We start from the raw sequence: 10805 nt of genomic DNA on the forward strand, positions 1-10805 counted from the left end.
GAGCTGGTCCTCGAGTACGGCCGACAACCTGGGCCGCCGGCTCGGACGAGGCAGCGCTGCCGTCGTCCGAGCCGTCGTGCGGACTCATCTCTGCGGGGCATCCTGTGGCCTCAGCAGCTCGAACACGCTGGAGAAGCTGTCTTTCCCATGGCCGTCGGCCGACCGTCTGTCGAGCAGGGCCTTCAACGGTTCGTGCACGCCGGTGTCTATACCGTTGGCCCGGCTGATGTGGATGAGGTTGTCCACCCCGACCCGGTTCAGGTCGACCGTGGATACCCCGCCTTCGTACCTCCCGGACCCGGCTTCGCGGGCCAACTCGGGCAGGAACTGCGCTATCCCGTTCAGCCATCTGGCTGCCAGCGGGGCAAACTCCGCCGGTGTGGTGCCCACCGCGTCGAGTACCGCCGCGGCGTGTAGGAATCCGGTGAGGGCCGCGTACCCGGTGCCCAGGAGGGCCAGGTCGTGGATCTCCGCCAGACCGGGGTCCACGCCGAAGTAGTGACTGGCCGCCATCACCTCCAACTCTGTCCGGTAGGTGACGAAGGCCTTCCGGGAACCGCTGTAGAGGAAGAATCCCTCCGGGGTGGCGACTGTCTGCGGCAGGGCCATCATCGCGCCATCGAGGTAGTCGGCGCCGTGTCCGGCTGCCCAGGCGGCCAGCTCCCGGGCCTGCTCCGGGGCACCGTTGGCGAGATTGACCAGGACGCGGCCGGGTAGGGCGGTGGTGGCCGGTTCGAGGGCTTGCCGTACCGCGTTGTAATCGAGGAGCGGGACGATCACCAGCGGGCTGGCCGCGACCGCTTCGGCGACGGTGACCGCGCGGATGGCGCCTTGCGCGACAAGCGCGTCGGCCTTTTCGGGAGTGCGATTCCACACGGTCGTGGAGTAACCGGCGCTGAGGAACGCGGCGGCGATCGGCGTGCCCATCCGGCCGAGCCCGAGGACCGTCACGGTCGGTTTTCCCTGCTCAGACATGCCCCTCGCCCTTCCTGATCGTCTCGACGACGCTCGCGATGCCATCGGCGCCGTACCCGGCGGCCCTTGCCCGGTCCAGCAGCGCCTTGACCAGTTCCGGCACATCCGTGCTGACGCCTTGGGCTTCGCTGGTGTCGACGAGGTGCTCCATCGCTGCCGCGTGCACCTCCACGGTGCCGTCGTCGTTCGGGTAGCGGCCGTCCTCGATCTGGCGGGCGTGATCGGCCATCAGCGAGGTGACGAACGGCATGTGGCCCGTCGCCACGGCGGCGAAGGCGGTCGGGTCGACGCCCTCCGCGCCGACCAGGGCGACGGCGTGGTAAAAACCGGCCAGCGCGCCCCAGGCCAGGCCGAACAAGGCGGTGTCGTACAGCGGGGCCAATGCTGGGTCGGCACCGAGGTGCACGGCGTTTCCCAGGCTCGCCAGCACCACCCGGTGCGCGGTGAAGGCCTCCGGAGAGCCGCTGAAGACGAACAGTGCCTCGGGGCGCCCGACCAGCCGGGTGCCGCTCATCGCGGCGCCGTCCAGGTATTCCGCGCCGTGTCCGGCTACCCAGTCGGCCATCCGACCGGCTGCCTCAGTGGTGCCGGAGGTCAGGTTCACCAGCACCCGGCCGCGCAGGCTCTCGGCCACCGGTCCAAGCAAGCCCTGCACGGTCTCGTAGTTCGGCAGGCAGACCACCACCAACGTGCTCCCAGCGACCGCCTCGGCTGCGGTGGCCGCACGGACGGCACCTTGCGCGACGAGCGCATCGGCCTTTTCGGCGGTGCGGTTCCACACGGTCGTCTGGTAGCCGGCGGCGAGGAACGCCTGGGCCAGCCGGGTGCCCATCTGGCCCAGGCCGATCACCGACACCGTGGACCGCTCGTGGTTCTCGTTTTCTGACATACGAAGGCTCCTTGCTCCATAGACCGGGTTCGCTCCGACGGTGCCCCGAGGTGTGGAACCACCGTGCCGACCGGCGCTGTCGGGGGTCTGTCGAGCTGCTGTCGGGACTCGGCCGGCTCCTGTCGGATGGTGGGTACCGTGCTGCCATGTACTTCTCAGTGCTGGGCCCGCTCGCCGCCTGGACGACAGACGGAAGGCAGGTCGACGTCCCTGAGGCGAAGGTCCGCGCTCTGCTGGCCGACCTACTCGTGCACGCGGGACATCCGGTGTCGGTCGACCGGCTGGTGCACGACCTGTGGGGCGACAGGCTGCCCGGCAACCCGGCCGGTGCCCTGCAGACGAAGGTCTCCCGGCTGCGTCGTGCCCTGGCCCAGGCCGAGCCCGGGGCCGAGGCGTTGCTGGAATCCCGGCCCCCCGGGTACCTGTTGCGGGTCGGCCCCCGTGACGTTGACGCCGACCGGTTCGCCGAACTGACGGCCACCGCATACGCCACCGCGGACCTTCGCGCCAGAGCGGACCTACTGGTGGATGCTCTGGCACTGTGGAAGGGAGAGGCATTCGCTGACCTGGTCGATGCGGAGTTCGTCCGGAGCGCGACCGGGCGGCTTGAGGAGCAGCGGCTGGCGGCACTTGAGGCACTGGCCGAAACCCGACTGAAGCTGGGCGAGCACCACGCGCTGATCGGTGAGCTGGGCGAGTTGGTGGCCCGCCATCCGCTACGGGAGCGGATGCGGGCGGTGCAACTGCGTGCGTTGTACCGGGCCGGGCGGCAGGCCGAGGCGCTAGCTGCCTACACCGAGCTGCGGGAACAACTGGCCGACGAGCTGGGCGTGGACCCCGGTCCGGAGCTGACCGCTCTCCACCGGGCGATCCTTGAGCACGATGCGGCGTTGGACACGGCTCTGCCCTCCCGGTCGCGGGCGCCCGGAGAGTTGTCGGCGAAGCTGTCGGCCCCGCTAACCGACCTGGTCGGTAGGAGTGAAGCGGTGAACACCGTACGCGAGCTGCTCGCGGCCAACCGGCTGGTCACACTGACCGGCCCCGGCGGGGTGGGCAAGACCCGGCTGGCGGAGGAGACCGCCAGACAACCGGCCGACACGTACCCCGATGGCGTCCGGGTTATCAGCCTGGCCGGATCCACCGAGGCGGCCGAGCAGTTGAGCTCTGCCTTGGGGGTCCGTGAGGACGGCACAGTGGGTCTGGAGGACGCGCTGCGTACCCGGCAGCTTCTCCTGCTGCTCGACAACTGCGAGCATGTGATCGATTCGGTGGCTGACATCGTCCGCAGGCTCCTGGCCGCCGCTCCCGGGCTGCGGATCCTGGCCACCAGCAGAGAGCCCCTCGGGCTGGCTGGGGAGACGGTGTGGACGGTGCCGCCACTGCCGCAACTTGACGCCGAGCGCCTGTTCGCCGCGCGCGCTGCGGCCGCTGCCCCCGGGTTCGTCATAGGTGAGGACGACGCGGACGCTGTCGCGACGATCTGTCGCCGCCTCGACCGGCTCCCCCTTGCGTTGGAACTGGCCGCCACCCGGGTCCGGGCACTGGGCGTACACGAAATTTCCGCCCGGCTGGACGACCGGTTCCGGCTGCTGGCCGACGGCCACCGTGGTGTGCCACCGCGTCAGCGGACCCTGCGCGCGGTGATCGACTGGAGCTGGGAGCTGCTGAGTGAGGACGAGCGGGTGGTCCTGCGGCGCCTGGCGGTCCACTCCGACGGCTGCACGCTGGATGCTGCCGAAGCGGTGTGCGGTCGCGACCAGGATGCGCTCGCCCCACTGATCCGACTCGTGGATCGCTCGCTCGTCACCGTGGTCGACGGCCCCCGCTACCGCCTCCCGGAATCGGTCGCGGCCTACGCGAACGAACGCCTGGCAGAGGCCGGCGAGTCCGAAGCCGCTCAGTTGCGCCACCATGCCTACTACACCGACCTCGCCGAGGAGGCCGCCGCTCAGCTCCACGGCCCCGAACAACAGCGGTGGCTGAAGCGCCTGGACCGCGAAACCGCCAATCTACGTATCGCCCTGGAACGTGCCGTCCAGCGGCAGATACCGGCTGGGGCGATACGTCTCACACTCGCCTTGACCTGGTATTGGTTCCTGCGTGGCCGCCTGGGCGAGGCTCGACGGTCGCTGGGCGAGGCTCTGACCATCGGCGACGACATCCCGGCGGCCCTCCGCGCCCAGGCCGCGCTCTGGTATGCCGGCTTCACCCTGCTGACCGGAGGCGACAGCGACCCCACCGTGCACACCGGGCCGGTCCGGGCATCCGATGGCGCCGCCGACGACCGGGCCGACCTCGCACGCGCCGAATGGTTCCTCGGCTACGCGCTCTTCAGCAGCGGTGGGGACCTCGCCCGCAGCGAGAGCCTGGTGAATCGGGCCCTCGCGGACTTTCGTACCGTCAATGACCACTGGGGAATCGCCGCAGCGCAGAGCACCCGGGCCAAGCAGGCTCTCATGCGGGGCGACCTCGCCGCGCTGCGCAGCACCGGCGAGCACGGCCACGCGCTCTTCGAAGAACTGGGCGACCGCTGGGGGCGGTTGCAGACCACGTACCCACTGGCAGCATTGGCCGAGATCACCGGCGACTACGAGCATGCCGCACAGATGCACCAGAACGGTCTCCAACTGGCCGAGGAGCTGGGGTTCTGGACGGAGGCCGCCGACCGGCTCACCGGGCTCGGCAGGATCGCCCTGCTGGTCGGTGACTTCCAGCAAGCCGGAGAACTCCACCGAAAGTCGATGCGCCTGGCCGCCGAGCACGGCTACACAGCAGGCGAGATCCATGCCGAGATCGGCCTCGCCCTCGGAGCCCGTAGAGAAGGCAGGTTTGATGTCGCCGAGAAGTACCTACACAAGGTGTTGGAGTGGCACCATGGGGTCGCCTTCGGCCCCGGCCCCGCCCTCCTCCTGGCCGAACTTGGCTTCCTCGCCGAGCAACGCGGCGACGAACACCGCGCCCTGGCGCTGCACCGGGAGGGCCTGGCCGTCGCACGGTCCGGCGGTGACCCCAGGGCACTCGCTCTCGCCTTCGAGGGCCTCGCCGGTGCGCAGGCCCTCGCCGGGCAGGCGGTGCAGGCTGCCCGCCTACTGGGCACGGCCGCCCGGATCCGCGAATCGGCTGGAGCCTCCATGCCGAAGGCCGAGCGCGGCGATGTCGACCGCATCACCGCCAGATCTCTAGCGGCCCTCGGCGAAGAAGCGTTCGCCGCGGAGTTCTCGGCGGGCGTCGACGAACGCTGTGACGTAGGGCTGACATGCCAGACCGAGGAGTGCGGGGCCGAAGGAATCCGGCATGGTCATTGAGCCTTTCCCGGCGAGCGTTCCGTAACTGTTTGCCGATGCGGCGAGTAGTTCGCCGACGGCGAATGCCGGCGCAGCCCAGAAGCACTCTGGTCATCTACACGCCAACTCGGACCCCGATACAGGCCGACCCGATGACGGATCGAGGCTTAGGGCTTGCGCCCGTGGATGCCGTCGATGCGAGGGACGCGCCGAGGACTGAGCCGCATCGCTCACTCGGGCCGGAGGTGTTACGGGATGTGCCGGGGGCGGTCAGGCGCGGTGGTCGACCCGGGCGGGGTGTTGGGATGCATGCAAACTTAGGCACTGCCTAAGTTTGCATGCTATACAAGGATCATGGATCGGATCGCGGGTACGACATCTTTCATCACTGGTGCGGCGCAGGGCATCGGGCTCGGCATCGCGCGAAGCCTGGCGCGGCATGGCAGCAGACTGGCCCTTGTCGATATAGACGACTCGGCACTCGCGTCGGCCGCCGACGAACTGGCGGCCCTGACCGAGGTGCATACCTTCCATCTCGACGTCCGAGACCGCGCTGGATACGCCAGGGTCGCGGACGAGGCCGAAGCGCGCCTCGGCCCCGTGTCGGTGTTGTGCAACAACGCCGGGATCGCCTTCCCGGAGGCGATCGAGGACATGAGCTACGAACTCTGGGATCTCGCGGTCGGCATCAACCTCGGCGGTGTCGTCAACGGGATCCAGACCTTCCTGCCCCGGATGCTCAACCGGGATGCTCCCGGTCACATCGTGAACACGGCGTCCGCCGCTGGGCTCGTCGCGGGGGTCGGCTGCATGTACACGGCGGCCAAGTTCGGCGTCGTGGGCCTGTCGGAGGCACTCCGCAAGCGACTCGACGAACGTAGCGGCCACCGGATCGGCGTCACGGTCCTATGTCCCGGCGGCGTCACCACGAACATCGCGCACAGTACGCGTGCCGTGGTCGCTGCGCAGCGGGGCGGCGATGCTACGTTCGGGCGCGCTCAGACCCGCATCGACGAGATGACCCCGAAGATCGACGCGGCGCTACGCCAGTTCGGCGTCGCGCCCGACGAGGTCGGAAACATGGTTGTGCGAGCCATCGAGGCCGATCAGTTCTACATCCTCACCGACCACGCCGGGGTCGAGCTGATCACCGAGCGAACCAGCGCCATCCTCGCCGGGATCCCGGGGACCGACCCGGTTGGGGGAAGCCTCGCCGACTTCCGCCGCACCATTCATGACGAACAGTCCTGACGATCCGAAGGTGACGCTGGACTTCCCGCCACGCGTGCCCGAATCCCTAACCGGAGGAATGGCCATGACCCGGATACCGTATCCAGACCTCGCCCAGAGTCCGCCCGAGCACCGTTCGATCATCGAGGGTATCGGGATGGACCTCGGGGTGGTGCAGATGTACGCCCACGCGGAAGGCTCCTTCGCGGCCTGGTTCGCGTTGAACCGGGCCCTCCTGCGCGACTCCTCGTTGGAACCCTCGACGGCCGAGTTGGCCATCTGCGTGGCAACCCACCACTGCTCACCCGGATCGCCGAGAACACCGACGTCAGCACCGAGGACGGCCGAAACGCGGGATCCGGGTACCAGCCCACCGGACGACCCGGGGAAGCCGGATGAATGAGGAACGGGCGGCAGACTCCTGGTCCAGACGAACGCCAGGATGACCTCGTTGTCTCACCCGGTGGCTGGCGCCGCCAACGCCAGCGCGGCGGCACGCCGTACCAGCTCCGGCAGGGGCTGCCCAGTGCTCCCCTGCCGGAGCTCATGACCGACAACGGCGAAGACCGCACCGATGACCGCACCAGTGAGGGCCGCCGCCTCCACCTCGTCGAGTTCGCCCGCGAACGCCGCGACCAACAACGCACTCCACTGGCCTTGCAGCGCCGCGACCTCCAGCAGCGCCCGGGCGCGCAGCGCGGGGACCGAAGCGATCAGCCGGGCGCGAACCGACACAAGTCCGCTCGCTGGATCGAGGGACCACCCCGAGGCACCCAGCAGTTGTTTCACCGCGCCCAGCAGCACGCTCACCGGCGGGTCTCCCGGTGCGCGTCGCTCAATCGCCTCCGCCAGCAACTCGGCCCGGAGCGGGCCATCGGCGAATACGATCTCCTCCTTCGAGGAGAAGTAGTTGGAAAACGTCGCACGGGACACCTCCGCAGCGGCAGCGATCTCGGCAACCGTGGTGGCCTCATACCCTCGAGTGTCGAACAGGTGCAGCGCCGCCTCGATCAGCTCACGACGCGTACGTTGCTTCTTGCGCTCACGCAGGCCGGGTGCCTCAGTCACGAGCACAACGTACCAGCGGTACAAGATTGGACATCATCCAACTTTCCCGCGTCCGCCTGCCGCTCGCGCAAGGCGCCAACCTCGGGCGCCATGTCCACGAAAGCGCGGAGTTGGGCGAGAAGCCACAACGACGTGGTGTCCGCCGTGGCGTGCCCGCTCGACGGCGAGCTGGCACAACCGGCGGGCGATGGCTGAGTCGATGCCTCCGCTGATGCCGCGCCAGGGACGGTGTGGCCGGTGTCGTCAGTGCGTCGATGAGGAACGCGACCCTCTGCTCGATCTCGCGGCCGGGTCGAAGACGGGGTCCACCTGTAGCTCGCGGGCGATGCGCTGTTGGGCCGCCGCTGTCGTTGTGATCGGGTCGGGCGTATCGGGGAGCATCGTGTCGCTCGTCGTTTCTCGCTTTTAGCCTTGGGGGTAGTGGGCGCCGTTGAAGGTGACTCGCAGCGTGTACACCGAGGTGCCGGCGGTGATAAACAGATGGTTGCGTTTCGGGCCACCGAACGTGAGGTTGGCTACTGATTCGGGTAGCAGCAGCTTGCCGATGAGGGTGCCGTCGGGGTCGAAGCAGTGCACACCGTCCCAGGCTGCGGCCCACACCCGCCCGGCGTCGTCGAGACGGATGCCGTCGAAGCGGCCGAAGTCGCACTCAGCGAAGATCTTCCCACCGTCGAGGGTGCCGTCGGCCGTGACGTCGAAGACGCGGATGTGACTCGGTTCCTGCCGAGTGTCCACGATGTAGAGCTGCTTCTCGTCGGCGGAGAATGCCAGGCCGTTGGGGCGGCAGAAGTCGTCCGCCACGATGCGCAGATCGCCCGTGGCGGGGTCCAGGCGGAACACGTAACAGGCACCGCCGAACTCGCTGTCGCCCTTGTTGCCCTCGTAGTCGCCGTCGATGCCGTAACTCGGGTCGGTGAACCAGATCGTGCCGTCGGCGCGGACGACCACGTCGTTGGGGCTGTTGAGCCGCTTGCCGTCGCAGCGGTCGGCGAGCACGGTGATGGTGCCGTCGTGCTCGGTGCGGGTGACCCGCCGGTTGCCCTGCTCGCACGTCACCAGCCGGCCTTGGCGGTCCACGGTGTTGCCGTTGGCGTAGCCTGAGCCATGGCGGTAGACGCCGACCGCGCCGGTGGTCTCATCCCAGCGCAGCAGCCGGTCGTTGGGGATGTCACTCCACACCAGGTAGCGGCCAGCCGAGAAGTACGCCGGCCCCTCGGTCTTGCGTGCACCGGTGTGCAGCCGTTCGACGACGAAGTCGCCGTTGCAGTTGCGGAACCGCTCGTCCAGCAGGCGGAACTCAGCGGGAACACTGCCAGTCATCGCCGCGCCTCCCATGCATCGGATCATCATTCGGCAAGAGCATATGCCTGCCGAACCTGGTATGGTCAACACGTCAATTGCTTAGGTCACATTCGCTAGGGGCGGCAGCATGGTAGATGACATCGACCGGGCGTTGTTGGCGCACCTGCAGCATGACGCCACCCAGTCCTACGCGGCGCTGGGCAAGGCGGTGGGCCTGTCCGCCGGCTCCGCCCATGACCGGGTGCGCAAGCTGCGCGAACGCGGCGTGATCCGCCGGACCGCCGTCGACGTCGATCCGGCCACCGTCGATCGCGGCGTGTCGGCCTTCGTAATGGTCAACGCCAACTCGTGGATGGGCGACGCCCCTACCCGCGACGCGCTTGCGGCCATAACCGAGATCCAGGAAGCGCACATCATCGCCGGCGCGGCGTCACTGCTGGTGAAGATCCGTACCGCGACCACCGAAGACCTGCAAGCGGCGCTGCGCCGCATCTTCGGCATCGACGGGGTAACCGGCACCCAGGCCATCGTCGTACTGGAGACCTTCTTCGAACGTCCGGTAAGCGTGCTCGACCAGCACAGCGAACCGCACCCGGCGAGTGCCGACGTGCCACCACCCTAGGGCCGGGCCGACGCCGCGGCCCGAGGGCTTGCGGGCAGCTATCGCAACCTCTAAGTTGCTATAGTGATGGCAACACAAAGGTTGCCAAGGAGGGTGGGCGTGGTCTCAGACAGGATCGAACGCGAGACGGTGCTGCGGCACCCCATCGAGCGGGTGTGGGCCGCGCTGACCACTGCCGAAGGGCTCTCACGGTGGTTCGGCTCGGTGGCTGAGATAGATCTGCGGCCCGGCGGGCGAGCGTACTTCCGTTGGGAGGACCTCGACCAGGAATCCGTCGCCACGATCGCGGTTGTCGACCCACCACACCGTTTCGCGTTCAGGTGGGGAATCGAGTACCTGCCGGGGAACGACGCCGCTCAGACGCTTGTGGAGTTCACTCTGGAGCAGGTACCGGACGGCACCCGACTGCGCCTCGTGGAGAGCGGGTTCGCCCAGGCCGCTGCCGACGTGGCCCGGACCGCCCACCAGGCCAACAGTCAGGGCTGGGACGCAGAGCTCGTCGATCTGGGGGCCTACCTCGATGCCGCCGCCTGATTCGGAGGGGCAGGCCGTCGCGGTGTTCGCCGCGCTCACGGATCCGACGCGGCGGGCGCTGCTGGAAGAGCTCGTCCGTGCCGGGCCGGCAACCGTCACCGATCTGGCGCGACGGTTGCCGATCAGCCGCCAGGCGGTGGCCAAGCACCTCGGTCAGCTCGCCAATGCGGGCCTGATCAGCTCCGGCGAACCGTCCGGCCGTCGCCATCCCTACCGGCTGGAACCAGGCCCCATTCGCGCGGCCCAGGTGTGGCTGGCCACGCTCGCCAACCGGTGGGATGACCGGCTGATCGCGCTGGAACGCGCACTGGACGCCACCGACACGAAGGAGTCACGCAACGATGCACGAGCCTGAATTCACCGCCGGCCTGAACATCGCCATGAAGATCCCCAAGGCGCAGTACGAGGCCACCGTGGCCTTCTACCGCGACACCCTGGGCTTCGAGGTCAAGGAGGACGATGTCTCCTACGCGCCGACCGTCTCGAGAACTCATTCGGTGCGGTTCGGTCTCAATACGCTGTGGCTGGACTGTGTCGACAACTACAGTCAGCCCGACCTCTGGTTGCAACTCCACACGGATGACCTGGACGCGGCGACGGGCAAGCTGGCCGACGTCGGTATCCACCCGTGTGACGAGGTGGAACCCCTGAAGAACCTCGGCTCCAGAACCCACTGGATCAAGAATCCGGCGGGTGTCGTACATCTGCTCGCAGAGCAGAGCGCCGAGTAGCCCGGGGATCTTACGCCAGGGCCCAATGGCGCTTCTTTAGTACTGCGACGGGAGGTGCCAGCCGGGTTTGACGATGACTACATTCGAAGGTGAACGTGACAAGATCATGACGAGGCCCTCAGTACAACGCGTCCGCGTGGCGCCGCCGTTTCGCGGGCATTCCTACGTGA

The 10805-nt window shown here is 68.3% G+C and carries 11 protein-coding genes; 7 read left to right on the forward strand and 4 right to left on the reverse strand.

All coding sequences use genetic code 11. The features are described 5' to 3' along the window. Nucleotides 1-84: 84 nt before the first annotated feature. Nucleotides 85-975, reverse strand: a complete 891-nt coding sequence (locus Pma05_RS41745; RefSeq protein ID WP_203863078.1) for an NAD(P)-dependent oxidoreductase — start codon at nucleotides 973-975, stop codon at nucleotides 85-87. Beyond that, entirely contained in the window at nucleotides 968-1864 is an 897-nt protein-coding gene (locus Pma05_RS41750; RefSeq protein ID WP_203863079.1) for an NAD(P)-dependent oxidoreductase, read from the reverse strand. Before Pma05_RS41750 ends, Pma05_RS41745 begins: the two co-directional genes overlap by 8 nt. 146 nt (nucleotides 1865-2010) lie before the next feature. Between Pma05_RS41750 and Pma05_RS41755 the strand changes: the two genes are divergently transcribed. The 3 genes from Pma05_RS41755 (at nucleotide 2011) to Pma05_RS41765 (ending at nucleotide 6781) form a co-directional block, all read left to right on the forward strand. Beyond that, a complete protein-coding gene (locus Pma05_RS41755) occupies nucleotides 2011-5169 on the forward strand; it encodes an AfsR/SARP family transcriptional regulator (RefSeq protein ID WP_203863080.1) in 3159 nt (1052 codons plus the stop codon). 333 nt (nucleotides 5170-5502) lie between these two features. After that, nucleotides 5503-6399, forward strand: coding sequence for an SDR family NAD(P)-dependent oxidoreductase (locus Pma05_RS41760; RefSeq protein ID WP_203863081.1), 897 nt, complete (start codon nucleotides 5503-5505; stop codon nucleotides 6397-6399). A gap of 64 nt (nucleotides 6400-6463) precedes the next feature. Further along, complete coding sequence (locus Pma05_RS41765) at nucleotides 6464-6781, forward strand: hypothetical protein (protein WP_203863082.1); 318 nt, start codon at nucleotides 6464-6466, stop codon at nucleotides 6779-6781. Between the two features lie 53 nt (nucleotides 6782-6834). On the opposite strand, the gene Pma05_RS41770 is transcribed toward Pma05_RS41765, so the two are convergent. Continuing rightward, on the reverse strand, nucleotides 6835-7446 hold the full coding sequence (locus tag Pma05_RS41770) for a TetR/AcrR family transcriptional regulator (RefSeq protein ID WP_203863083.1): 612 nt from the start codon (nucleotides 7444-7446) through the stop codon (nucleotides 6835-6837). A gap of 405 nt (nucleotides 7447-7851) precedes the next feature. Next, on the reverse strand, nucleotides 7852-8766 hold the full coding sequence (locus Pma05_RS41775) for an SMP-30/gluconolactonase/LRE family protein (RefSeq protein ID WP_203863088.1): 915 nt from the start codon (nucleotides 8764-8766) through the stop codon (nucleotides 7852-7854). Nucleotides 8767-8875: 109 nt separating this feature from the next. Between Pma05_RS41775 and Pma05_RS41780 the strand changes: the two genes are divergently transcribed. From Pma05_RS41780 to Pma05_RS41795, 4 genes are all read left to right on the forward strand, one after another. Further along, on the forward strand, nucleotides 8876-9370 hold the full coding sequence (locus Pma05_RS41780) for an Lrp/AsnC family transcriptional regulator (protein ID WP_203863084.1): 495 nt from the start codon (nucleotides 8876-8878) through the stop codon (nucleotides 9368-9370). A 93-nt stretch (nucleotides 9371-9463) separates the two neighbouring features. Next, nucleotides 9464-9904: an SRPBCC domain-containing protein gene (locus Pma05_RS41785; RefSeq protein ID WP_203863085.1), complete on the forward strand. Its 441-nt coding sequence runs from the start codon at nucleotides 9464-9466 to the stop codon at nucleotides 9902-9904. 22 nt (nucleotides 9905-9926) lie between these two features. Beyond that, nucleotides 9927-10259 carry an ArsR/SmtB family transcription factor gene (locus tag Pma05_RS41790; RefSeq protein WP_239314198.1) on the forward strand — a complete coding sequence of 111 codons (333 nt, stop codon included), beginning with the start codon at nucleotides 9927-9929 and terminating at the stop codon, nucleotides 10257-10259. Next, on the forward strand, nucleotides 10246-10635 hold the full coding sequence (locus Pma05_RS41795; protein ID WP_203863087.1) for a VOC family protein: 390 nt from the start codon (nucleotides 10246-10248) through the stop codon (nucleotides 10633-10635). The genes Pma05_RS41790 and Pma05_RS41795 overlap by 14 nt, the downstream gene beginning before the upstream one ends. Nucleotides 10636-10805 lie beyond the last annotated feature (170 nt).

It is taken from the genome of Plantactinospora mayteni, from assembly GCF_016862935.1.
GTDB classification, from domain to species: Bacteria; Actinomycetota; Actinomycetes; order Mycobacteriales; family Micromonosporaceae; genus Plantactinospora; species Plantactinospora mayteni.

Excerpts from the sequence above, each read along its gene's own strand:
- Pma05_RS41775 (WP_203863088.1), bottom strand. The coding sequence starts at position 8,766 with ATGACTGGCAGTGTTCCCGCTGAGTTCCGCCTGCTGGACGAGCGGTTC.
- Pma05_RS41765 (WP_203863082.1), top strand. The coding sequence starts at position 6,464 with ATGACCCGGATACCGTATCCAGACCTCGCCCAGAGTCCGCCCGAGCAC.
- Pma05_RS41755 (WP_203863080.1), top strand. The coding sequence starts at position 2,011 with ATGTACTTCTCAGTGCTGGGCCCGCTCGCCGCCTGGACGACAGACGGA.
- Pma05_RS41760 (WP_203863081.1), top strand. The coding sequence starts at position 5,503 with ATGGATCGGATCGCGGGTACGACATCTTTCATCACTGGTGCGGCGCAG.
- Pma05_RS41780 (WP_203863084.1), top strand. The coding sequence starts at position 8,876 with ATGGTAGATGACATCGACCGGGCGTTGTTGGCGCACCTGCAGCATGAC.
- Pma05_RS41750 (WP_203863079.1), bottom strand. The coding sequence starts at position 1,864 with ATGTCAGAAAACGAGAACCACGAGCGGTCCACGGTGTCGGTGATCGGC.
- Pma05_RS41745 (WP_203863078.1), bottom strand. The coding sequence starts at position 975 with ATGTCTGAGCAGGGAAAACCGACCGTGACGGTCCTCGGGCTCGGCCGG.
- Pma05_RS41795 (WP_203863087.1), top strand. The coding sequence starts at position 10,246 with ATGCACGAGCCTGAATTCACCGCCGGCCTGAACATCGCCATGAAGATC.